Annotated in this window: 17 protein-coding genes; 3 read left to right on the top strand and 14 right to left on the bottom strand. The window is 63.1% G+C overall.

What is annotated here, in order from left to right; all coding sequences use genetic code 11:
- Nucleotides 1-155 precede the first annotated feature (155 nt).
- Together ACFSM5_RS19630 and rhaI are read left to right on the top strand one after the other, a co-directional pair.
- On the top strand, nucleotides 156-2,261 hold the full coding sequence (locus tag ACFSM5_RS19630) for a bifunctional rhamnulose-1-phosphate aldolase/short-chain dehydrogenase (RefSeq protein WP_379878296.1): 2,106 nt from the start codon (nucleotides 156-158) through the stop codon (nucleotides 2,259-2,261).
- Nucleotides 2,262-2,295: 34 nt separating this feature from the next.
- Nucleotides 2,296-3,588: an L-rhamnose catabolism isomerase gene (gene rhaI, locus ACFSM5_RS19625; protein ID WP_379878295.1), complete on the top strand. Its 1,293-nt coding sequence runs from the start codon at nucleotides 2,296-2,298 to the stop codon at nucleotides 3,586-3,588.
- 55 nt (nucleotides 3,589-3,643) lie between these two features.
- On the opposite strand, the gene ACFSM5_RS19620 is transcribed toward rhaI, so the two are convergent.
- The 14 genes from ACFSM5_RS19620 to ACFSM5_RS19555 form a co-directional block, all read right to left on the bottom strand.
- Entirely contained in the window at nucleotides 3,644-5,728 is a 2,085-nt protein-coding gene (locus tag ACFSM5_RS19620) for a methyl-accepting chemotaxis protein (RefSeq protein ID WP_379878294.1), read from the bottom strand.
- Nucleotides 5,729-6,118: 390 nt separating this feature from the next.
- Entirely contained in the window at nucleotides 6,119-7,585 is a 1,467-nt protein-coding gene (rfaE1, locus tag ACFSM5_RS19615; protein WP_379878293.1) for a D-glycero-beta-D-manno-heptose-7-phosphate kinase, read from the bottom strand.
- Entirely contained in the window at nucleotides 7,578-8,930 is a 1,353-nt protein-coding gene (locus ACFSM5_RS19610; protein WP_379878292.1) for a glycosyltransferase family 4 protein, read from the bottom strand. Before ACFSM5_RS19610 ends, rfaE1 begins: the two co-directional genes overlap by 8 nt.
- Nucleotides 8,931-9,773, bottom strand: coding sequence for a glycosyltransferase family 2 protein (locus ACFSM5_RS19605; protein WP_379878291.1), 843 nt, complete (start codon nucleotides 9,771-9,773; stop codon nucleotides 8,931-8,933).
- 87 nt (nucleotides 9,774-9,860) lie between these two features.
- On the bottom strand, nucleotides 9,861-13,058 hold the full coding sequence (locus ACFSM5_RS19600; protein WP_379878290.1) for an error-prone DNA polymerase: 3,198 nt from the start codon (nucleotides 13,056-13,058) through the stop codon (nucleotides 9,861-9,863).
- The gene (locus ACFSM5_RS19595) at nucleotides 13,055-14,518 is read right to left on the bottom strand and encodes a Y-family DNA polymerase (protein WP_379878289.1); all 1,464 of its coding nucleotides are present in this window, start codon (nucleotides 14,516-14,518) and stop codon (nucleotides 13,055-13,057) included. Before ACFSM5_RS19595 ends, ACFSM5_RS19600 begins: the two co-directional genes overlap by 4 nt.
- A complete protein-coding gene (locus ACFSM5_RS19590; protein ID WP_379878288.1) occupies nucleotides 14,475-15,140 on the bottom strand; it encodes an ImuA family protein in 666 nt (221 codons plus the stop codon). Before ACFSM5_RS19590 ends, ACFSM5_RS19595 begins: the two co-directional genes overlap by 44 nt.
- 88 nt (nucleotides 15,141-15,228) lie before the next feature.
- Complete coding sequence (locus ACFSM5_RS19585) at nucleotides 15,229-15,405, bottom strand: hypothetical protein (RefSeq protein ID WP_379878287.1); 177 nt, start codon at nucleotides 15,403-15,405, stop codon at nucleotides 15,229-15,231.
- A gap of 221 nt (nucleotides 15,406-15,626) precedes the next feature.
- On the bottom strand, nucleotides 15,627-16,682 hold the full coding sequence (locus tag ACFSM5_RS19580; protein WP_379878286.1) for an ABC transporter ATP-binding protein: 1,056 nt from the start codon (nucleotides 16,680-16,682) through the stop codon (nucleotides 15,627-15,629).
- A 10-nt stretch (nucleotides 16,683-16,692) separates the two neighbouring features.
- A complete protein-coding gene (locus tag ACFSM5_RS19575; RefSeq protein WP_379878285.1) occupies nucleotides 16,693-17,772 on the bottom strand; it encodes a Gfo/Idh/MocA family protein in 1,080 nt (359 codons plus the stop codon).
- A complete protein-coding gene (locus ACFSM5_RS19570; protein ID WP_379878284.1) occupies nucleotides 17,772-18,779 on the bottom strand; it encodes a Gfo/Idh/MocA family protein in 1,008 nt (335 codons plus the stop codon). Before ACFSM5_RS19570 ends, ACFSM5_RS19575 begins: the two co-directional genes overlap by 1 nt.
- Before the next feature lie 15 nt (nucleotides 18,780-18,794).
- Nucleotides 18,795-19,640, bottom strand: a complete 846-nt coding sequence (locus ACFSM5_RS19565) for a carbohydrate ABC transporter permease (protein ID WP_379878283.1) — start codon at nucleotides 19,638-19,640, stop codon at nucleotides 18,795-18,797.
- Nucleotides 19,630-20,559, bottom strand: a complete 930-nt coding sequence (locus tag ACFSM5_RS19560; protein ID WP_379878282.1) for a carbohydrate ABC transporter permease — start codon at nucleotides 20,557-20,559, stop codon at nucleotides 19,630-19,632. The genes ACFSM5_RS19565 and ACFSM5_RS19560 overlap by 11 nt, the downstream gene beginning before the upstream one ends.
- A 6-nt stretch (nucleotides 20,560-20,565) precedes the next feature.
- Nucleotides 20,566-21,861: an ABC transporter substrate-binding protein gene (locus ACFSM5_RS19555; RefSeq protein ID WP_379878281.1), complete on the bottom strand. Its 1,296-nt coding sequence runs from the start codon at nucleotides 21,859-21,861 to the stop codon at nucleotides 20,566-20,568.
- Nucleotides 21,862-22,176: 315 nt separating this feature from the next.
- Between ACFSM5_RS19555 and ACFSM5_RS19550 the strand changes: the two genes are divergently transcribed.
- Nucleotides 22,177-22,881, top strand: a complete 705-nt coding sequence (locus tag ACFSM5_RS19550) for a TetR/AcrR family transcriptional regulator (RefSeq protein ID WP_379878280.1) — start codon at nucleotides 22,177-22,179, stop codon at nucleotides 22,879-22,881.
- Nucleotides 22,882-22,939: the final 58 nt, after the last annotated feature.

The raw sequence follows: 22,939 nt of genomic DNA, 5'->3' as shown, positions 1-22,939 counted from the left end.
AGTCGTCAATCAGTTTCGATCATATTTGATCATATTGCGTTGCAATATGAAAGATTATGACTGGATCCGATTGACAATCCGGGCTCCATTTGGTGCTATTCGGGCAATTCCTATCACATGCCCGCCGTGACGGGCGTCCTTTGGGGGAGGCTTCCATGGCCGATCTGGCCGCGACCCAACTTCTCGACAATCGCTGGGACGATGCGCAGGCGCAGGCTCTCGACGAGCCCGGACGTCTGCTCTACCGCTCCAACCTGCTGGGCTCGGATCTGCGGATCACCAATTTCGGCGGCGGCAATACCTCGGCCAAGGTCATGCAGAAGGATCTTCTGACCGGGCAGGAGGTCGAAGTGCTGTGGGTCAAGGGCTCGGGTGGCGATATCGGCACGATGAAGCGGGACGGCTTTTCCACCCTCTATATGGAAAAGCTCCAGCAGCTGCGCACCAAGCTCTATCGCGGTAAGGAGCATGAGGACGAGATGGTGGGATATCTGCCCCACTGCACCTTTGACCTCAATCCACGCGCGGCTTCCATCGATACGCCGTTGCATGCTTACCTCCCCTACAAGCACGTCGATCATATGCACCCGGATGCGGTGATCGCGGTGGCGGCGACGGCTAATTCCAAGAAGCTGACGGCCGAGATCTATGGGGATGAGATCGGCTGGCTGCACTGGCGCCGCCCCGGTTTCCACCTGGGGCTGATGCTGATGGAATTCGCCGAGGCCAACCCCAAGGCGCGCGGCGTGATGCTTGAAGGCCATGGGCTCTTCACCTGGGGCGATACGGCCAAGAGTTGCTACGAAAATACCGTCGGCACCATCAATCAGGCGATCCGCTGGTTTGCGGAGAAGACCGAAGGCAAGGCCGCCTTTGGTGGTTCTGCCGTCAAGACGCTGGCCCCGGCCGAACGGCGTGCCGTCGTTGCGCGACTGATGCCGGAAATCCGGGGGCGTATCGGCAAGACCGAAGGCAAACTCGGCCATTTCGACGATCAACCGGCGGTGCTGGAATTCGTCAATTCGGTTGATCTGCGCAAGCTGGCCGCCCTAGGGACCAGTTGCCCCGACCATTTCCTGCGCACCAAGATCCGCCCGCTGGTGCTCGATTTCGACCCCGCCAAGGGCAATCTCGATCAGGTGGTCGAAACCCTGGATCAGGCGATCAGCGATTACCGCGACGATTACGCGGCCTATTACGAGCGCTGCAAACGGGCCGACAGCCCGGCGATGCGCGATCCCAACGCCATCATCTACCTTATCCCCGGCGTCGGCATGCTGAGTTTTGCCAAGGATAAGGCCACCGCCCGCATCGCAGGCGAATTCTACGTCAATGCCATCAATGTGATGCGCGGGGCCTCCAGCGTCGATACCTACGTCGGCCTGCCCGAACAGGAAGCCTTCGACATCGAATATTGGCTGCTGGAGGAAGCAAAGCTTCAGCGTATGCCCAAGCCCAAGAGCCTCGCGGGCCGTGTCGGTTTTGTCACCGGCGGTGCCGGTGGTATCGGCCGGGCAATTGCGGCCAAGCTGCTTTCCGAAGGCGCCTGCGTGGTGCTGGCCGATATCGACGCGAGCGCGCTTGAGGATACCAAGGCCGCTTTCGCCAAGAGCTTTGGGAAGGATGCCGTGCGCGCCGTCACGCTGAATGTCACCGACGAGGCGGGCGTCATCGACAGCTTCAAGCAGTCCTGCGTGGAGTTCGGCGGCATCGATATCCTGGTCTCCAACGCTGGTATCTCCTCCTCGGCCCCTATCGAAGACACGGAAGTCGCGATGTGGGACCGCAATATGGACATCCTGGCCAAGGGCTATTTCCTGGTCTCGCGCGAGGCTTTCCGCCTGATGAAGCGTCAGAAGCTGGGCGGATCGGTCGTCTTCATCGCCTCCAAGAACGGGCTCGCGGCCTCCCCCGGCGCCGCGGCCTATTGCACGGCCAAGGCTGCCGAAATCCATCTGGCCCGCTGCCTCGCGCTCGAAGGGGCGGATGCGCAGATCCGCGTCAATGTGGTCAATCCGGATGCCGTGTTGCGCGGCTCCAAGATCTGGACCGGCGAATGGCGGGCCCAGCGCGCTGCCGCCTACAACATGGCGCCGGACGAACTGGAGGAGCATTACCGCAAACGCTCGATGCTCAAACGCTCGGTCTTTCCAGAGGATATCGCCGAAGCCACATATTTTCTGGCCTCCGATCTCTCGGCCAAATCGACCGGCAATATCATCAATGTGGACGCGGGAAACGTGCAGTCCTTCACACGTTGACGTACGATAAGAAGAAAATGAGGGAGGGGACCCGATGACCGCCTTGCCTATCGCTGCCGATGTGATCGCGCGCGAAAACGAAGCCCGCGCCAAGCACCTGGCAACCGATTATGCCGCTCTGGGCGAACGGCTTGCCCGGCGCGGGGTCGATATCGCGGCCATTACCAAGAAGGTCTCCGCCTATACGGTCGCCGTTCCTTCCTGGGGCGTTGGCACCGGCGGTACCCGTTTCGCGCGCTTCCCCGGCAAGGGTGAGCCGCGCGGCATTTTCGAGAAGCTCGACGATTGCGGCGTCACCCAGCAACTGGGCCGCGCCACGCCGCGCGTCTCGTTGCATATCCCCTGGGATAAGCCCAAGGATCCGGCGGAGCTGAAGGCCAAGGCCGAGTCACTGGGTCTTGGCTTCGATGCCATGAATTCGAATACCTTCCAGGATCAGCTGAACCAGCAATGCTCCTATAAGTACGGCTCGCTTTCCCACACCTCGACCCAGACCCGCAGTCAGGCGGTCGAGCATAATCTCGAATGCATCGATATCGGCAAAGCCATCGGATCCAAGGCGCTGACGGTCTGGATCGGCGATGGCTCGAACTTCCCCGGCCAGACCAACTTCACCCGTCAGTTCGAGCGCTACCTTGAGGCCATGCGGCAGATCTATGCCCAGGTGCCGGACGATTGGGCGCTGTTCATCGAACACAAGATGTATGAACCCGCGTTCTATTCGACGGTCATTCAGGATTGGGGCTCGAACTATCTCGCCGTTACCAGCCTAGGCCCCAAGGCGAAATGCCTCGTCGATCTGGGCCACCATGCGCCCAATGCGAATATCGAGATGATCGTCGCGCGCCTCATCCAGTTCGGGCGGCTGGGGGGCTTCCATTTCAACGATTCGAAATATGGCGACGATGACCTGGATACCGGATCCATCGATCCCTTCCGCCTGTTCCTGGTCTTCAATGAGTTGGTGGATGCGGAGTTGCGCGATCCGGCTTTCCATCCGGCCCATATGCTGGATCAGTCGCACAATGTGACTGACCCCATCGAAAGCCTCATCCGGTCAGCCAATGAGGTCCGCCGCGCCTATGCCCAGGCGCTGCTGGTGGATCGCAAGGCGCTGGAAGGCTTCCAGGATGCCAATGATCCGCTGATGGCATCGGAAGTCCTGAAGGACGGTTTCCGCATCGATGTGGAGCCGATCCTGGCCGAAGCCCGCCGTCAGGCGGGGGGCGCCATCGACCCTATCGCCACTTATCGTGCCAGCGGCTATCGCGCCAGGGTCGCCGAGGCACGGCCCGCCAGCGGCGGTTCGGGCAGCGGGATCGTCTGATCGGCTGAAGAAATCCCGTCATCCTGCCATGTCTGCGCAGGATGACGGGTTGACGCTATGCGGCGCGGACTTCGCTGATGAAGCCCGTGATCGCCCGTGTCAGGTGATCCGTTTGGTCCGTCAGAACACCAACGCCGACGCCCATGGCCTCCACCTGCTTTTCAGAGGTCGACACCCCGTCGGATACACTGCTGATCCGCTGGGTGACGGTGCGGGTGCCCATGGCGACTTCGGCGGCGTTCTGGGCGATCTGGCCCGTGGCCGCATTCTGCTCCTCCACTGCCGCCGCGACCGCGCTGGTGATGCCTGAAAGCTCTCGGATAGTCCCACCGATGGAACGGATGGCCTCCACCGCATCGCCCGCTGCCCCCTGGATAGCCGCGATCTGGCTCTGGATTTCGTCCGTTGCCTTGGCGGTCTGGGTGGCAAGGTTCTTCACTTCCGATGCCACGACAGCGAAACCCTTACCGGCATCTCCTGCGCGGGCGGCTTCGATGGTGGCATTCAGGGCCAGCAGGTTGGTTTGATTGGCGATATCGGTGATCAGCTTCACCACGTCGCCGATCTTGGTTGCCGCTTCGGCCAGACCGGCAACGCGCACATCGGCCTTGCTGGCTTCGTCGCTCGCCTGGGCGGCGATGCGGGCGGAGCTGTCGATCTGCTGACTGATCTCGCGGATCGATGCTGCCAGTTCCTCGGCCGCGCTGGCGACCATCTCGACATTTTCCAGGCTGTTCTGCGAAACAGTGGCCACCGTCCCGGCTTCCCCGACGAGGCTACCCATTTCCACGCAGGTCCTGTCGGCCCGCTGACGCATCGCCAGAGCTTCATCGACCACCGCCTGGATCTTGCTTTCAGCTTCGGCGGTGAAGCTGGAGGTAAGATGTTCGATCTTGCTGGAGCGCGCCACACGCTCCTCCTCGCTGGCCTTGGCTTCCAGGGCCAGGCGGTCCGCGGTGATCGCGCCCTGGCGCAGAGTCTCCAGCGCCTTGCCCAGCAGGCCGATTTCGTCCGTGCGGCCTTGCCCCGGCACCGAGACATCGCGCTTGCCACTGGCGAGTTCACCGACAACCTCGCTGAGGTTGACCAGCGGCTTAACGATGCGACGCCCGAAGGCCACCACCACGCCGACGATACCTGCCAGCAAGATGATGACGGAAATCGCCACGATGATCAGGCGGGTGCGCCCCTGGGCGACGGTATCGGCTGCTTCGGCCTCCGCCAACGCCTGGGCCGCATCTCGGATGCCGCCGATGGTCTGCAGCAGCGGCACGAAATTTGCCGAGAAGTCAGCGCGCGGATAGGTGTATTTGCCGTCAGGACCCCGCCCTTCGGTCAGGATCTGATCGGTGATGGCAAGCCCCTTGGTGAAAAAGCCGGCTTCAGCCGCGCTGCGGGCGGCGGTCAGAACCTTCGGATTGCCCTGTTGCTCGATCCCCAGTTTGACCCGCGTCCAAAGGGAGTCCAACCGCCCGAACAGCCTTTCTACCGCGACGCTCTCCGGGACCGTCATCGGGCGTGCGCCGTAATAGAAGACGGTGACGGACGCCCCGAAGCGGCCGGAGATATCGCGCAGCTCTGCACCCGCCCGGGCAAGGCCGACGGCGGAGGAAAGATTGGGCGAATTATGGGTAACCACGCCTTCCAGCATGTTCAGCGCCGGTTCGACCGCAGCCACCCCGGCGACAAGGCCACCGATGGCCTGGCTATAGTAATTCGCCGGGCGTTGGGCCTTGGGCATGGATACCATCTGATCGGCAAAATTCCGCGCTGCCGTCAATTTGGCGGCGGCATCCTGCAGCAGTTGCGCGACCTTAGGGCCTTCGGCAAAACCTGCGCTTTTCGCCCGCTCGATGGCGAGGTTCATTTCCTTGTCCAGCGCCGCGCGCGCCGCCTGGACTTTGGCGCGATTCTCACCATCGATGGCGGGATCCGCATTCAGGGGTGTGATGATCACCGACCGCTCCAGCGATGCCATCTCGCCGACCATCTGGGCCGGGCCGATGATGGCGATGGCGTCCGCGGCACTGCGACCGCCACGGTTATCTTCGACCGCATCGATAACGATGATGCCTGCCAGAACAAGCGCCAGCACGGCAACGCCGCCCATGCAACTTAGAAAAAATGATCCGATGCGCATTGTATCCTCCCCCAACGTCTTCGTGACCAACGAAGATCTAGCGGGAAGCGTTGCGCTCACTTAATTCAGGCGACAACTGAGATTTTTACCAATTTATCGCCTCTTATTCGCAAGTAAGTGAATTGAATATTAAGAATATGGCAGGGGAGATGGTGTTTTAACTTGGGGTGATTCTACGCGGTTCGGCCACACGAGCTCCCGCGCCAGCGGCGTTGCCGCCTAATATATAGCGAGCGCGCAACGCGCGCGGGGTCCGGGATGTCGAGTTCTATTTTGCGGCTTTAGAAGCGAAGGCCGGAGGGGGGAGATGCTAGGCATCTGGAAGCACAGGCGCGGAACGTACGACTGTACGTGAGCGCCGAGCATTTCAGATAACGACGCAGATGCCCCCTACGGGCGAGCGTCGCGGCCCATTTTGGCGACGATATTGGTGGTCGACTGCCCCGCCGTCAGATCGGCCAGCATCACACGCCCGCCATTGGCCTGCACGATCTCGTGGCCGACCACGGTTTCGACCGTATAGTCGGCGCCCTTGACCAGCACATCCGGCAGAATCGCCTCGATCAGGGTCAGCGGTGTGTCTTCGCCAAACAGCGTCACCGCATCGACGGCAGCCATCGACGCCAGCACCAGTGCTCGGGCGGCCTCGGATTGCAGCGGCCGCGTTTCGCCTTTCAGCTTGCGGACGCTGGCATCCGTATTCAACCCGACCACCAGCTTGTCGCAGGCAGCCTTGGCCTGGGTCAGCAGCGACACGTGGCCGGGATGGATCAGATCAAAACAGCCGTTCGTGAAACCGACCTTGAGGCCGCGCGCGCGCCAGGCTGCCACCTGGTCCAGCATCACCTGTCGGCCCAGAACCTTGCTTTCACCCTGGGCGAACATTTCGCCCTGCAAGGCCGCGGACAGTTCGGCGGCCGAACAGGCGGCTGTGCCGATCTTGCCGACCACCACACCCGCAGCGGCATTGGCCAGCGCACAGGCTTCTTCCATAGGCGTGCCGGATGCTAAGGCCGCCGCGAGGGTTGCCACCACGGTATCGCCCGCGCCCGACACGTCGAACACGTCGCGGGCCTTGGTCGGCAGATGCACCGGCTCCTGATCGCGCCGGACCAGGGTCATGCCATCCTGGCTGCGGGTCACCAGCACAGCCGCAAGTCCGCAGCGCGCCAGCAGCGCCTTGGCAGCGGAAACGCAGCTATCGGCGTCATGCACCGGCAGCCCCGTCGCCTCGGCCAGTTCGGCACGGTTCGGCGTCACGATGGTTGCGCCGTCGTAGCGCGAATAATCCCGGCCTTTGGGATCAACGACAACCATGGCGCCCGCACCGCGTGCGGCATCGATCAGCGCCCGCAGCACCTTGTCGGTTAGGACGCCCTTGCCATAGTCGGACAGCACCAGAACCTTGGCATCCTTCAGAGCATCGACGGCCCGCGACACCAGATCCTCAGCCGTGCCGTCAGTGATTGACGCCACATTCTCGGCATCGACACGCAGCAACTGCTGGATACCGGCGACATAGCGGGTTTTGACGGTGGTGATACGGTCGCGCTCCACCAACAGATGGGGTTCGCAATGCTTCATATCGGCGATGATGGAGGTGACGGTATGGCCGGGACCATCGTCGCCCAGCACGGTCAGGAAACAGCTTTCAGCTTCCAGCGCCGCCAGATTGCGCAGCACATTGCCCGCGCCGCCCAGGGTGTCGGTCTCGCGGTTTACCTGCAGCACAGGGATCGGCGCTTCCGGCGAGATGCGCTGAACCGATCCATAGATGAAGCGGTCGTGCATGATATCGCCCACCAGCACGATCCGCGCGGACGACAACCGCTCGACCAGCGGCACCAGATCACGCATTAAAGCCGCCCCGGCCCGAAGGGTTGCCCTGCGGGTTCTGAGGTGGCATCGCCGGGGGTGTTTCTACTTCGGTCGGCATTTCCAAGGGGAAGGGGGCTTCCACCGCTGCCGCCGGGGGCGGTGGCTTGTTTGGATCGGCCTTGGCGCCGTCGATGGCGGCCTGCAACACGGCTTCGAAGCGGTCGGCGATTGCGACGATATCGAAGGCTTTTTCCGCATAATTGCGGGCCGAATTCGCCATCTGGGCGCACAGTTCTGGCGATTCCAGCAAGGTATGCGCCGAATTCACGAAGCCCGAGACGTCGCTGGGATCGACCACGACGCCGGCATTGTTCCGGGCGATCAGCCGGGCCGCGAGATTATCGGTCGGGATGCCGCCCAGGATCGGCCGTTTGGCGCAGAGATAGGTCAAGGTCTTGGAGGGGACCGAATAGACCCCGGCATCCGGCTCCAGCAGCACGACCAGCACATCGCCGGTGGCGATGACATCCGGGAGCGCCTCATAGGACTGGAAGGGCAGCAGGATCAGATTGTCGAGATTCTCGGCAACCTTGCGTTCGGCCAGCCACTCGCGACCGATACCTTCGGTCACTACCACGATGGCGACGTTCGGATCTTCCCGGAAGGTATTGGCCAGCGCCACCAGCAGACTGGGATTATGTTTGAGGCCCAGGGTGCCGGAATAGAGAAACACGAACTTGCCGACCAGCCCATGTTCCTGGCGCCAGGGATTGTTCGACGGTCCCGGCGGCAGATCGGCCAGCGAGGCCCAATTCTCGATCACCGGCATGCCGTGGTCGGGGATGCCTTCCTTGCGCAGCAGCGGCTTGAAGTCCTGGGTGATCAGGACGATCTGGTCCGAGTTCCGCCAGAGCTTGCGCTCCAGCTTCATATAATAGTTGCCGACCATGCCGCCCAGCCATTCGCCGAGCTTGCCCCGCAGGATCTTATCGATGGCCACGCCATAGACGTCTTGCAGCCAGAAGGCAAAGCCAACCTTCTCGCGCCGGGCATAGGCCTGAAGCTTATTCTGCGGGTCGAGCGGCGAGTTGCCGCCGATGATCACGTTCGGGCGGAACTCCTCAACCTCGGCCACCAGCTTGGATCCATAGGTCTGTTCCTGGAGCCAGCGCTTGACGAAGGAGTATTTCTGGAACGGCTCCCCTAAGCTGATCGGCTTGATGCGCAGACCGGAGGGGTCCTCCGGTTTCGGGCGCAAGGGGCCTTTGGGCGACTGGAATTCCTCGAAATAAAGGTGCAGCACCTTATGGTCGCGGCGCGCCAGTTCACGCGACAGCTGAACGGGGAATGCATGTCCGGGGTAATCGTGAACGACAATACGCATCTAAGAACGGTCTCCACGGGCAGCACGGCGTTCGTAAAGTTTGGCATCCACCAGGAAGCGGAACCAGAAGGTCTGTAACACGCAATAGATCAAGCCCGGCGTGCCGTCCAGGAAACCCAGACGCGCGACATAGCGATAGAGGAACAGCAGCAGCGCGCGCAGGAACAGCGGCGCCTTGTTGTACCAGCCTCGCAGGGCGCGCTTCTTCTGGATCGGATCGCCGCTCATATCGGGCTTCACGAGTCCTTCGGCGTGCGACGCCTGCTCGATCTCATCGGCTTCGGCATCGGACCAGCGGTTATGGCGCGCGGTCCATTCGGTCAGACTCATGCGCAGATCATCGATCATCGGCGCATGGATCTGCGTCGTCGGACCATCGCACAGGAAATGCTGATCGTATTTGCGGTTCTCGCAGCGTCCCTGACCGGTCTTGAACAGACGCATATGCCAGGTGGGATAGAAGCCGCCGTGTTTAAGCTCGCGCCCCATGAAGCGCACCAGGCGCGGCAGATGATAGCCGACAATAGGCCCCGGAAAACCGGCATCTCGCAGCGCCTTGATCTGGCGGGCGAGATCGTCCGACAGCCGCTCGTCGGCATCCAGATGCAGTTGCCAGCCGTGTTTCAGCGGCAGGGTCTCAATGGCCCAGTTGCGCTGGGCGCCGTAATTCTCGAACGGGTGCTGATGCAGCGTCGCGCCAGAGGCCGCGATCAGTGCCAGCGTACCGTCGGTCGAACCGCTGTCGACAACATGGATATCGTCCGAAACCAGCGCCGCGCTCGCAAGCGTGGCAGCGATGGTGGCTTCGGCATTGAAGGTCAGAATGATGACGGAAAGAGACATGACACTGTTCTAACGTTGGAAGGCTCTATCGCAAACTGACTTCTTGGTTAGGCAGCAGTATGGCGGGGACTCTTCCGGGCCGAGGAGCTACTTGAAGTCGCGGCTGCGCGGGATGGCGTGCGTATTCCTCGGGTGACCTGCCCGGAAGGGCTTGGCTTGCTGCGGGGGTGGTTCGATCGGCAGATAGCGGCCGGGACCGGTCAGGCGGGCGAGATCGCCGCTGCGGTCTTCCAGATGTTCGGCCACCAGATGGATCACCGGCACGGCGCCGCTGTCGGTACGCTGCAGGCGGCCCCGGATCTCCATCACCCGCGCGGTCATCAGCACCCGGCGATAGGTCTCGACGGTCTTGGACCAGATGACGCCGTTCACGATGCCGAATTCATCCTCCAAGGTGACGAAGACGACACCTTTGGACGTTCCCGGCCGCTGGCGCACCAATACAAGACCCGAAAAATTGATCCGGGCGCCGTCTTTGGACTTTGCTACTTCGGCGGACGTAATGATCCGTTCGCGCCGCCAATATTCGCGCAAGAAACTCGCGGGGTGGTCTTTCAGCGACAGGCCGGTTGCACGGTAATCCTCGATCACTGCTTCGGAGGCCGGGGCAAGCGGCAGGTTGGGTTCCGGTTCGCTGAACAGGCTGACATCCTCGCCCGCCATGGCGAACAGCGGTAACGGTGCTTCGACCGTCAGGGCCTTGGCCGCCCACAAAGCCTCACGCCGCTCCAGTCCCAACGATCCAAAAGCATCCGCCTCTGCCAGCGCTTCGACCGCCCGGCGGGATAGTCCGGCACGCCGTTGCAGAGCTTCGACCGAGTGATAGCCCACTCCGCGTTGCTTGATCAGTTTCTGGGCAGCTTCCTTGCCCAGCCCCTGAACCAGCCGCAAACCAAGGCGCAGCGCATGGCCATATCGTCCGGCTTCTATGGCACAGTCCCAGTCGGATCGGTTGATGTCGGCGGCGCGGACCTCGACATGATTTTTGCGGGCATCGCCCACGATCTGGGCTGGGGCGTAGAAGCCCATGGGTTGGGAGTTCAGCAGCGCTGCCGCGAAGATCGCCGGGTGGTGGCACTTGAGCCAGGCCGAGATATAGACGAGACGCGAGAAGCTGGCGGAATGGCTTTCCGGGAAACCATACTCACCAAAGCCTTTGATCTGGTTGAAGCAGTTCTGGGCGAATTCCGGGTCATAGCCCCGGGCGACCATCCGCCCGACCATCTTATCTTCCAGTTCGCCGATGGTGCCGCGTCGCCGGAAGGTCGCCATGGCATACCGCAGCTCATTGAGTTCGCTTTCGGTAAATTGTGCGGCGACCTGGGCGATCCGCATCGCCTGTTCCTGGAAGATCGGCACGCCGAAGGTGCGTTCGAGAACCTCCTTAAGTTCAAGGTTTCGGCCGTATATCGAATCGTCGAACGCCTCTTCCCCATTCCGGCGTTTGAGATAGGGATGGACCATGTTGCCCTGGATCGGCCCTGGCCGGACGATGGCGACCTGGATGACGAGGTCGTAGAACACTCTCGGTTTCAGGCGCGGCAGCATGTTCATCTGCGCCCGGCTTTCCACCTGGAACACACCCAGGCTTTCAGCACGGCACAGCATGTCATAGACCTGTGGATCATCCGGCGGAACGCTGTGCAGTTCCAGATCTAGCTCGTCGTGCTCCTGCAGCATCGCGAAGGCGCGTTTGATGCAGGTCAGCATGCCCAGGGCCAGCACATCGACCTTCATCATGCCCAATGCATTGATGTCGTCCTTGTCCCATTCGATGAAGGTGCGATCCTCCATCGCGGCATTGCCGATGGGGACCGTATCCTCCAGCAGGGTGCGGGTCAGGACAAAGCCGCCGACATGCTGCGACAGGTGGCGGGGAAAGCCGAGCAGTTCCCCTGTCAGGCGCAGGGCGAGCGACAGGCGCGGCTCGCTCGGGTCGAGGCCGGCCTGCCGTACCCGATCCTCATCTACCCCGCTGCCATAGCTGCCCCAGACCTGGCCGGACAGGCTGGAGGTGATGTCTTCGGACAGCCCCAGAACCTTGCCGACCTCCCGGATCGCGCTGCGCCCCTGATAGGAGATGACGGTGGCGGCAAGCCCGGCGCGATGGCGGCCATAACGGGTGTAGAGATACTGAATCACCTCCTCGCGCCGCTCATGCTCGAAATCGACGTCGATATCGGGGGGCTCGTTGCGTTCGATATTGATGAAGCGCTCGAAGAGCACCTGGGTGTCCTTGGGGTCGACATTGGTGATGCCCAGCACGTAGCAGACAGCCGAATTGGCCGCCGACCCGCGTCCCTGGCACAGGATGCCGCGCGCCTTCGCAAAGGCGACGATGTCGTTCACGGTCAGGAAATAGGGGGCATAGCCCTTGAATGCGATCAGGGATAGCTCCCGGCGCAACAACGCTTTGACCTTGTCCGGCACCCCGTCTGGATAGCGCTCCAGGGCGCCTGCCCAGGTGCGGAATTCCAGATATTCCTGGGGGGTCGATCCGGGGGGGACCGGCTCGTCCGGGTAGTCGTATTTCAGTTCGTCCAGATTGAAGCGGCAGCGATCCGCGATCTCCAGCGTGCGGGCCAGGGCGTCGGGATAATCGCGGAACAGGTCCGCCATTGCCGAAGCGCCCTTCAGATGCCGTTCGGCATTGGGGAACAGGCGGTGACCGGCGTCCTCGATGGTGCAACCCTCGCGGATGCAGGTCAGCACGTCCTGCAAAGGACGGCGGGAGGGGATGTGGTAATGCACGTCGTTGGTGGCGACCAGCGGCGCCCCCGTGGCCTCGGCCAGGGCGGCCAGCCGGGCAAGGCGCGCCTCATCCCCGCCGGTCAAGAGATGTTGGGCAGCCAGATAGACCGCCCCCGGCGAGCGACTGACCAAGGCGCACAGAGAGGCTTCATCGGGATCGAGGGCGATCAGGATCTGGCCGGTCAGGAAATCGTCGGTCAGATCCTCCTGGAAAAGGCTGCATTGCCCCTTCTCTGCCCGTCGCTTGCCCAGGGTCAGCAGGCGGCACAGCCGACCATAGGCCGCGCGGTCGGTCGGATAACAGAGCAGCGACGGGCCATCCTGGAGATCCAGGCGGCAGCCGATGATCAGGCGCATCGGGTTGATCCGCGTCTCCCGATGGGCGCGCACCACCCCTGCCAAGCTGTTGCGGTCGGTGATGGCGATGGCGGCAAGACCCAGGGTCTTGGCAGTTTTGACCATCTCCTCCGGGTGGCTGGCGCCGCGCAGGAAGCAGAAATTGCTGGTAACCTGGAGTTCAGCATAGCTACTCATGCGAAAACCCCGTGCAGGTACCAGCCGCCCCGCCCGTCCGGTTCGACGCTTTGATAGAGCCAGTAGCGGCCTCCGGTCGTATCTTCCACCCGCCAATAGTCGCGCGGCCGGGTGCCGGGGGCGGCCTGCCACCATTCCGGGCCGATCCGCTCCGGCCCGACGGACGTCACCACCCGGTAGTCCCCACCGCGCCAGTAGAAACGGCTGCGACCGTCGCCCTGTACAGGCTCGGCGGGAGAATACAGCAGCGGTGGCCGGTCGAGGCGAGCGGGCCAGTCCAGGACCTCCGGCGCCAGCGGATCGCCCCGGTGCTGGGCGCGTTCGGGCAGATGGCTGTCGACCGGCAGGGGGGTGGAGAGCGCCTGGGATCCCAGGCGCTGGCGCAAGCGGTCGATCAGATGGACAAAGCCGTCTCCTGCCGCCCGGCGATGGTTCAAGGTACCTTGCGCCTGATGGAAAGGTTCGGTCACCGGGGCGCTCAGGGTTGCGGCCTCGATGCCGAAGCCGGGCTCGGCCCCATCCAGGGGATCGCGGAACAGACGGGCGAGATAACTCACATCCCGTTCGGCGACCGCCGTGCCGATGGTGAAGCTCTGCTGCGTGCCGTCCACCTTCTCCAGCACATAGACAAGGCGCCGCGCGCCCAGGTGTGCTTCGTCGAGATCCTGGGTCAGCAGCTCCAGCAGATGGATCAGGGCGGCATCGATATCCTCGCGCTTGCCGATGGGTTCGACAAAGGGCAGGCGCCGGGCATAGCGCACCTGGGGGCGGCGCCAGGGCAAGGCTGCCTCGCGCCGGCCCAGCACCTGATCCAGCCGCAGCATGGCCTCCCGGCCGAAGCGGGTGGCGAGCGGGCCGCGCGGCAGGGCCATCAGATCCCCGATCCGGCGCAATCCCAGATGATGCAGCCCCTCCAGCACCTCGACGGCAAGGCGCAGGGCCGCGACCGGCAGGGCGGCCAGCATCTGACGGGCGGCGCCCGGCGGCAGGATGCCGCCCCCGCCGTAGCGCGCCCAGGCCCAGGCGGCGCCGGCGGTATCGGCAATGGCGGTGCGCAGCTGGAACCCCAGCTTGCCCAGGCGTGCCGCCATATCCTTCAGCACCCCCTCCTCGCCGCCAAACAGATGGCAGGCACCGGTCAGGTCGATCACGACCCCGTCCGGCCCATCGACGGCAGTGAGGGGCGACCAGCGCCGTACTTCGTCGGCCATGCGGGCGAGGGCCGCCTGGGTCAGGGCCAGATCGAAGGGATGGGTGACCAGATGCGGGATTGCCGCCAGCGCATCGGCCAGCCGCTGCCCGACGCTGAGGCCAAGCGCATGGGCGCCGATGTCTATGGCGGCCAGACACAGGCCGTGGCGGTCCCGCTCCACCAGGACGAAGGGGGACTGCGTCTCGGCCTTGCGGGCGAAAAGGTCAGTTGCCCAATGGGGAAACCAGATGGAAGCAAAGCGCTTCATCCTGCCACTCCACCAGCAACCGGCGCGGCCGCCCGCCCCGGCAGCGCAGAAGATCGAGCGTCCAGCGGATGGCCCCGTCCGCGCTGGCAGGGGCCGGGGTGACATGCCAGCGGGTCAGCGCGCTCGACGCGGCACCCCCGTCCCGGATCAGCAGGGCCAGACTGCCGCCCGCCTCTGCCGCCAGTTGCAGGCGCCGGGTTTCCGTCAGGTCGGGATCGGCGCCCTGGACGATGACGCTGCCCAGGGCCTTGCTCTTCAATGCCTCCTCCAGCGCCCACAGCAGCGCAGGCCCCCGCTTGGCATCGGCCAGGATCAGGCGGCGGGGTGTCAGCGCGAACCGGGCAAGGCCGGGACCATAGAGCAGCGGCCCGCCCGGCGGCGCGATCCGCATCACCCGCCCCGGCGCACGCCCCGCGATGGCCAGGGCAAACCCCAGGGCGCCCGGCCCGGATACCTCATGCAGCGCCCCGGTCGGTAACCCACCCCAGGGCAGGATGCCGTCCAGCACCGCATCGCCGAAACTGACCGGCGTCTGCCCAAGCGCCATCGGCCGTTCCAACCGACGGATCATCTGACGCAACGCGCCGGTATCGGCGGGCGTGGAGGGGACGCTGGCGCTCATGTCTGCGACCATTCAAGGAATGAATGTTCGCATTATGTTCTCTTGCAAGCAAAAGAGTCAAGGCGGGGTAGAGTCAACCGCGGGACGCTTAGAGGTCGGTGCCTTGGCTGGGCTGTTTAGGGCGGGGGGCCGTTACTTCGCGACCCTTATCGTCATGGACGGCGAACCGGCCTTCCTGCTCGGCCCGCCGTCCGCGCAGATGGCCCTTATGCATCAGATAGGCGACCAGAAGAGCCGCGATCACGATGAGAATCAGTGTTTCCATCGCGTCATTCTGAGTGTTTTGCGCTTAGGAGTCATTGCTACAAATGTGAGTCATCATCGCCCGCTTCGTGCGGGGGATCTCCTCCAGGAGCGTTTCCCCATAGATCTCGTCATCCCGGACTTGATCCGGGATCTCCCCGTGGCCGAGTTCCGGCCGGTTTCTCGACGCGGTTTGTCTACACGAGATCCCGGATCAAGTCCGGGATGACAAGATTGGGTGTCTCACACCCGCCGTAGCGTCAGCCCGTCCTTGTCGAACAGGTGGCACAGGTCGGGGTCGGCATGCAGTTGGATGCTGGATCCGATGGCGGGTGTCTGCTGCCCTTCGAGCTGGATGGTCACCGCCTGCCCGTCGCTCAGATTGGCATAGATCAGGCTCGATCCGCCCAACTGCTCGACCAGCGAGACAGTGGCCGCGCCCAGGAGGACGCCGCCGCTTAAAGTGAGGTGTTCGGGGCGCACGCCTAAGGTTTCCGGCGTGCCGAGGCGCCCGGTCAGCGGGATCTGCGCGCCTGCCACGGTGACCGAGCCTTCGGAGGTCCCTTCGACCTTGAAGAAATTCATCTTCGGCGAGCCGATGAAGCCCGCGACGAACTTGTTGGCGGGGCGGTTATAGAGGTCCAGCGGGCTGCCCACCTGTTCGATCCTGCCCGCGCGCAGCACGACGATCTTGTCGGCCATGGTCATGGCTTCGACCTGATCGTGGGTCACATAGATCGAGGTCACACCCAGCTCGCGGTGCAGCTTGGCGATCTCGACCCGCATCTGCACGCGCAGTTCGGCATCAAGGTTCGACAGCGGCTCGTCGAACAGGAAGATCTGCGGTTCACGCACGATGGCGCGGCCGATGGCGACGCGCTGGCGCTGACCACCCGACAGGGCTTTCGGCTTACGCTGCAGCAGCGGGACGATCTGCAGGATCTCCGCCGCTTTCTGCACACGGGTGGCAATCTCGTCCTTCGGCATGCCCGCAGTTTCCAGGCCGAAGGCGAGGTTCTTATAGACGCTCATATGCGGATAGAGCGCATAGGACTGGAACACCATCGCAATGCCGCGCTTGGCGGGCGGCACGTCGTTCATGCGTTGATCGCCAATATAAAGATCGCCGTCGCTGATCTCCTCCAGCCCCGCGATCATGCGCAGCAGGGTGGATTTGCCGCAGCCCGACGGGCCAACGAAAACAGTGAACTCGCGCGGCTGGATCGTCAGATCCACCCCATGGATGATCTGCAGATCGCTGAAGCGCTTGACGAGATTTTTGAGGCGAAGGGCGGTCATGCTGAAAACCTTATCCGGCGAGCTGCTGGGGACGCCACGACCCATAGCGGACGGCGTCGGATTTGAGGGGCAGGTCGATGGCGCGTTCTTCGGCCGACGACGTATAGATCGCCGTCACCAACTCGAGCGAGCGGCGGGCGTCGGCCAGGGTGACCGGCAGATTGCCCGTCTCCAACCCCGGACCATACTCCGCCATCAACCCCTCGAAGCGGGTCGGCACGTGGCGCCAGCCCTTCAGGGCATCGTCGATGCGCTCCTGTATCTCGGCATTGACGGCCTGGATCATCCAGGGGTCGTCACCGGGGCGATAGGGCTCCAGCCCGCTCTCAAACGTTACGTTCTCGAAACAAAGTCGCAGGCGCGAGATCTGGCGCACCGAGCCCAGGGTGGCCGATAGCGAGACCAGGGCGCCGTTTTTCATGCGCAGGCTAGCCGAAACACAATCCTCGACCTCGATCTTATTCACGCGAGTGGCGGTGCGGGCGAAGATCTGGTCCACGTCGCCCATCAGATACATCAGCATGTCGTGGTTATGGATCGAATGGGTGACCAGCACGCCGCCCAGTTCGGTCGCCCATTTGCCGCGCCAGGGGACATCGTAATAGACCTGCGTGCGGTGCCAGGAGGTTTCGACGGTGCCAAGGTACGGCTTGCCCGCGATCCCGGCATCGATGATGCGTTTCGCCTTCTGCACGCCATTGCCATAGCGGTATTGGAAGATCGGCAGGATGCGGCGGCCATAGGTCTTTTCGGCAGCTTCCAGCGTGTCCACCTCGGCCAGGGATCCGACCAGCGGCTTTTCGCAGACGGCGTGTTTCCCGGCTTTGAGGGCCGCCATCGTCTGTTCGAAATGCAGACCCGGCGGGGTGCAGACATCGATGATATCCACATCCGCCATCTCCAACAGATCCTGGAAGCTGGTGGTACGCCGAGGGACGTTGAATTCGTCGGCCACGGCGGCCAGACGCTCGGGGTTGAGATCGCAGAGCGCCAGTACCCGGAACTTGTCGGGATGGCGCGCATAGCCTTCGAAGATATGGGTGCGGCCGATGCCGCAGCCGACGATGGCGACGTTCCAGATCCTGCCCATCAGGCGGCTCCTTCGGCGAGGTTTTGGGCCTTGATCGCCAGTTCCATGGCCTTATAGGCGCGGGCCTGGGGCATGGCGGTTTCTGTGCGGTCGCGGATATCGGCCAGCAGCTGCGGCCCGAACGGCAGTTTCAGATGGGCACAGTCGATGCGCTGGATGCCCTTCTTATCCACCAGGAAGACATGGTCGGTACCCGGCACGCCGCCGATATCGATATATTTGCGCAGCTCGATATAGCCGTCGGTCCCGGTGATCGTCAGGCGCCCGTCGCCCCAGGTGCCAAGGCCATCCGGGGTGAACCAATCGACCCGCACATAGCCCGAGGCGTCTTTGGAGCGCAGCATCAGCTCGCCGAAGTCCTGCAGTCCCGGCAGATCGGGGTGATGGCGGTTGGCGACCGTGGCGCCCGCAATCTCCGCATCCTCCGCCCCGGTGAAGAACAGGAACTGCGCCACCTGGTGCGAGGCGATGTCGGTGATGATGCCGCCATACCGTTCACGCTGGAAAAACCAGTCGGGACGGATCGGGCGGTTCAGCTTGTGGGGTCCCAGACCGGCGGTATGGATCACCTTGCCGATGGCACCCGCTGCCACCAGCTCGCCCGCCTTCACCGTGCAGCGCGTCTCGAAATGCTCCGAAAAACACATGGAGAAGATGCGCCCGGTTTCCTGCTGAACGGCTTTGACCTCAGCCAGTTGCGCCAGGGTGGTGACGCCGGGTTTGTCCATCAGCACATCTTTGCCGTGGCGCATGGCGGCGATGGCCGTGGCGGCGCGGGTGTCTGGGATACCGGCCCCGGTGATCAGCTGAATGGAGCTGTCTTCCAGGATCGCGGCGACATCCTTGACGCGCTTGGCTTGGGGGAAGCTGGCGGCGTAGGTCGAGGCCAGATCATCCTCGACTGCAAAGAAGCTGACCAGCTCGGCCCCCGCCGCGATCAGCAGGCGGGTCTGGCCGTAGATGTGATTATGGTTGAGGCCGATGGCGGCAAAACGGATGGAAGCCATGGAACGGGATACTCGCTAACGCTTCATGCCGGTGGTCGCGACGCCTTCGATCAGCAGGCGCTGGAACAGCAGAAAGAAGATCAGGATCGGGATCAGCGCGACGGTCGACATGGCGAACAGCCCGCCCCAGTCCGACTTGCCGGTGCTGTCCACGAAGGATCGCAGACCCAGTTGCACGGTGTAGGAGCCCATGTCGTTCAGATAGACGAGCGGCGCGAAGAAATCGTCCCAGGTCCAGATGAAGGTGAAGATGGCGGCGGTGGCGAGTGCCGGCAACGACAGCGGCAGGATGATCTTCCAATAGATCCGCCAGGGGCTGCAGCCATCCATCATCGCCGCCTCGTCCAGCTCACGCGGCAATCCCCGGAAGAATTGCACCAGCAGGAAGATGAAGAAGGCGTCGCTCGCCAGGAACTTCGGCACCACCAGCGGCAGGAAGGTGTTCACCCAATCGAGGTTCAGGAACAGGATGTACTGCGGGATCAGCGTCACATGGTGGGGCAGCATCAGCGTGCCGAGCATCAGGGCGAACCAAAGCTTCTGCCCCCGGAACTTGAGGCGCGCGAAGGCAAAGGCCGCCAGCGAGCAGGCCACCACATTGCCGATCACCGACAGGACGGAGACGACGAGCGAGTTCCAGAAGAAACGCCCGAAACTGACCTCCAGTCCCTGCCAGCCACGGATATAGCTCTCCAGGCTGAAGCTCGACGGCCAGATGGAGGCGGAGGAGAAGATCTCGTCTTCCGGCTTGAAGGAACTCGCCAGCATCCACAGCAGCGGATAGAGCATGGCGATCGATGCGACCAGCAGCGCGACATGGGCTGCCAGGGGCTTTGCCACCGGATAGCGCTTAGTCGTCATAATGCACCCAATAACGCGACGTCAGGAACGAGAAGGCGGTGAAGAGCGCCACGATGGCGACCAGCACCCAGGCCAGGGCGGCGGCATACCCCATGCGGAAATAGCCGAACGCCTCCTGATAGAGGTAGAGCGTGTAGAACAGCGTCGAATCGATCGGCCCGCCGGTCCCTTCGGAGATGATGAAGGCCGGAGTGAAGGCCTTGAAGGCCTCGATCGTCTGCACGATGGCATTGAAGAAGATCACCGGGGTCAGCATCGGCAGGGTGATCTTCCAGAACTTGCGTGCTTTGGAAGCGCCGTCGATGCTCGCGGCTTCGTACATGTCCTGGGGAATCTGACGCAGACCCGCCAGGAAGATGATCATCGGCGATCCGAACTGCCAGATCGACAGCACCACCAGGGTATAGAGGGCGTAATCCGGGTTGGAGATCCAGCTTGGCCCCTGGATGCCGAACAGCAGCATGACGATCTGATTGACGAGACCATTGCCCGCGAACAGCTGACGCCACAGTACGGCGATGGCGACGCTCGCCCCCAGCAGGGAGGGCAGATAGAACATCGCGCGATAGACCGACAGGCCCATCATGCCGCGGTTCAGCAGCAGGGCGATCCCCAGGGCAAACGCCAGCTTCAGGGGAACCGACAGGATCACATAGACAAAGGTCACATGCATCGACTCGGCGAACTTGGGGTCCGCCGTGAAGATGCGCACATAGTTGGCGGCCCCCGCCCAGCGGGGGTCGCGCAACAGGTCGAAGTCGGTGAAGGACAGATAGAGCGATCCCAGCGCAGGACCCAGCGTCAGGCCGAAAAAGCCGACCAGCCACGGCAGAAGGAAGAGATAACCGGCGAGGTTGCGGCGGATCGACCGCTTCCAGGGGCTTTCCCTGACCTCAGCCGTGGTGGCGGCCATCGTCATGCGCTGCTAGCCCCGGCCCAGAATGGTGGTGGATTCGGTGACGAACTGCTTGGCGGCATCGGCGACCGACAGGCGGTTGAAGCCGACCTGTTCGTTCACGCGGCGGATCAGCACCTGGATTTCACCGGCGCCCGGCGGCGGCGGCGGCGGCAGGGCACCGACGCGGCTGCTCATGGCGGCGACATATTCGGCACCGGCCTTGCCCAGATCGTCGAGGTCCGGGGTGATCGCCTTCAGCACGGCTGCGGAGGCGGGCACGCCACGCTCGACACCCAGGGCCTTACCGGCCTTCAGGTCATTGATATAGAAGCTGAGGATCTTGGCGGCTTCCTCCGGCTCCTTGGTGCGGGCCGAAATGCTGAACAGCATCGAGGGCTTCAGATACTGCCCCGGCTTTCCGCCCGCGCCGCCGGTGGGGTAGGAGGTGATGCCCAGCTTGCTTTTGTTGAGGGCCTGATAGGCGACCAGCTGATTGGAATGGGCAAAGCCGATGGCAGCCTTGCCCAGCGTCAGCATGTTGTTTTCCGGGGCCTGCTTATCCAGCGCCTGCAGATCCGGCGTCACGCAGCCGCCGTTTTTGCGCATGTCCGCCCAATAGGCGAACCATTCCTGGATGTCTTTTTCGCCAAAGCCCAGCTTGCCGTCGGGGGTATAGAGTTCCTGACCACGGGTGCGCAGCCAGCATTCCAGCACCGATTCCAGGCCACCGGCATCCATGACGCCGAAGAAGCCGGGCTTCTTAGCGGCCTTGGTCAGTTCGGCCGACAGCTTGGCGAGGTCGGCCCAGGAGGTGTCGAAATCGGGCGGCTTCACGCCGGCGGTTTCAAAGGCCACGCGGTCATAGAGGCTGGCGGCGCTGTTGCCGCCCAGGCTGACACCGAAGATCTTGCCGTCCACTTTGCCGCTATCGACAGCGGCTGGGGCGAAATCATCCAGCTTCAGCGCCTTGCCGACAAACTGGTCCAGCGGCAGCAGCGCCTCGCGCCGGGCATATTCGAAGATATAGCGGTAATCCATCTGGATCACGTCGGGGGCATTGCGGCCCGCCGTCTGGGTCGCCAGGCGCGGCCAGTAGTCGCCCCAGGCCAGCGTTTCGCCGTCGATATTCACCCCGGCGTTGGCTTCCTGATAGAGCTTGTTGGTGGCGATGGTGCGGTCGGCGCGCTCCTTGCTGCCCCACCAATACATGCGGATGCGCTTGTCGGCTGCGAAGGCCGGTCCGGCACCCCCCAGCATCGCAAGGCCAGCGGCGCCGGCGCCTGCTTTCAGCAGGGTGCGGCGGTTCATTCCAGGCTTCGTCATGACGTTTCCTCCATTCCCTAAATGGTGGGTGGAAGGCGTCGACGGGTGGCACCCGAGACGGGCGACGATCAGGGCAAGCCGATCCGGTCAGCCAATCAGGCCGACAGGCAAATTCCCCCATGCGTCGTCGAAGTCAGGGCGTCCATCCACGATCCTCCCTAGGCGTGGTCCCGGTGAGGCATTGCTGCCGCCGGGCTGATTGTAGCTTAGGCCACTTATAACCAGTTGGTTACACGCTAGATCGGGTTTAGGATGGCTGTCAAGGAGGCTGGTGCCGGGGGGCATGCCAGCCGCTTAGAAACAGGTGACCAACCGATGACAAAGCCGATTGCCGTAAAGCCGAAAGCCGGTCCGTCCAGCGCTCTGCCGCGCCGGACTCAGAAGGCCGTGCCGGTGCGCGACAAAGCTGTCCGCGATCCTGAACGCACCAGCGCGGCAATCCTTGCCGCTGCTGTGCAGGAGTTCACGGAACATGGCTATGGCGGCGCCAGGATCAACGAAATCGCCGCGCGCGCCGACGTAAACAAGCGGATGCTCTACCATTATTATGGCGGCAAGGAGGCCTTGTATCTGGCGGTTCTGGAGGGCGCCTATGTTGCTATCCGCTCTGCCGAAACCCGGCTGCATCTTGCCGATCGCGACCCGGTCGACGGCATGCGCGAACTGGCGCTGTTCACCTGGCATTATTTCATCGAGCATCCGGAGTTTTTAAGTCTTCTCAATACCGAAAACCTGCTGAAAGCAAAGCACCTCAAACGTTCGGCGCGGATTTTCGATCTCCATTCGCCGCTGGTCTCGGTGATCCGGGACTTGCTCAAGCGGGGCGCCGATGCCGGACAGTTCCGGCCCGATGCCGATCCGGTCCAGGTCTATATCTCCATTGCCGCCCTCGGGTTCTTTTATCTGTCGAACCGCTATACGCTTTCGACGATCTTTCGTCGCGACTTGACCGAGGACAAGGCGCTCACCGATTGGGGCGACCATATCGTCAACACCGTGCTCTCGTATCTGCGGCCCTAGGGGAGGGCAACCGGTAGTCAATTCTAAGGAATTCGTCACCCCGGGACTTGATCCCGGG

Origin of the sequence: Lacibacterium aquatile, from assembly GCF_042683105.1 — a bacterium.
GTDB classification, from domain to species: Bacteria; Pseudomonadota; Alphaproteobacteria; order Elsterales; family Elsteraceae; genus Lacibacterium; species Lacibacterium aquatile.
The sequence above is the reverse complement of the archived record's forward strand: the minus strand, read 5'-3'. Positions and strand labels throughout refer to the sequence as shown.

Coding starts and splice junctions, on each gene's coding strand:
- ACFSM5_RS19630 (WP_379878296.1), top strand. CDS start 156: ATGGCCGATCTGGCCGCGACCCAACTTCTCGACAATCGCTGGGACGAT.
- ACFSM5_RS19590 (WP_379878288.1), bottom strand. CDS start 15,140: ATGAGCGCCAGCGTCCCCTCCACGCCCGCCGATACCGGCGCGTTGCGT.
- ACFSM5_RS19570 (WP_379878284.1), bottom strand. CDS start 18,779: ATGGCTTCCATCCGTTTTGCCGCCATCGGCCTCAACCATAATCACATC.
- ACFSM5_RS19620 (WP_379878294.1), bottom strand. CDS start 5,728: ATGCGCATCGGATCATTTTTTCTAAGTTGCATGGGCGGCGTTGCCGTG.
- ACFSM5_RS19595 (WP_379878289.1), bottom strand. CDS start 14,518: ATGAAGCGCTTTGCTTCCATCTGGTTTCCCCATTGGGCAACTGACCTT.
- rfaE1 (WP_379878293.1), bottom strand. CDS start 7,585: ATGCGTGATCTGGTGCCGCTGGTCGAGCGGTTGTCGTCCGCGCGGATC.
- ACFSM5_RS19580 (WP_379878286.1), bottom strand. CDS start 16,682: ATGACCGCCCTTCGCCTCAAAAATCTCGTCAAGCGCTTCAGCGATCTG.
- ACFSM5_RS19575 (WP_379878285.1), bottom strand. CDS start 17,772: ATGGGCAGGATCTGGAACGTCGCCATCGTCGGCTGCGGCATCGGCCGC.
- ACFSM5_RS19610 (WP_379878292.1), bottom strand. CDS start 8,930: ATGCGTATTGTCGTTCACGATTACCCCGGACATGCATTCCCCGTTCAG.
- ACFSM5_RS19555 (WP_379878281.1), bottom strand. CDS start 21,861: ATGACGAAGCCTGGAATGAACCGCCGCACCCTGCTGAAAGCAGGCGCC.
- rhaI (WP_379878295.1), top strand. CDS start 2,296: ATGACCGCCTTGCCTATCGCTGCCGATGTGATCGCGCGCGAAAACGAA.
- ACFSM5_RS19550 (WP_379878280.1), top strand. CDS start 22,177: ATGACAAAGCCGATTGCCGTAAAGCCGAAAGCCGGTCCGTCCAGCGCT.
- ACFSM5_RS19600 (WP_379878290.1), bottom strand. CDS start 13,058: ATGAGTAGCTATGCTGAACTCCAGGTTACCAGCAATTTCTGCTTCCTG.
- ACFSM5_RS19585 (WP_379878287.1), bottom strand. CDS start 15,405: ATGGAAACACTGATTCTCATCGTGATCGCGGCTCTTCTGGTCGCCTAT.
- ACFSM5_RS19560 (WP_379878282.1), bottom strand. CDS start 20,559: ATGACGATGGCCGCCACCACGGCTGAGGTCAGGGAAAGCCCCTGGAAG.
- ACFSM5_RS19565 (WP_379878283.1), bottom strand. CDS start 19,640: ATGACGACTAAGCGCTATCCGGTGGCAAAGCCCCTGGCAGCCCATGTC.
- ACFSM5_RS19605 (WP_379878291.1), bottom strand. CDS start 9,773: ATGTCTCTTTCCGTCATCATTCTGACCTTCAATGCCGAAGCCACCATC.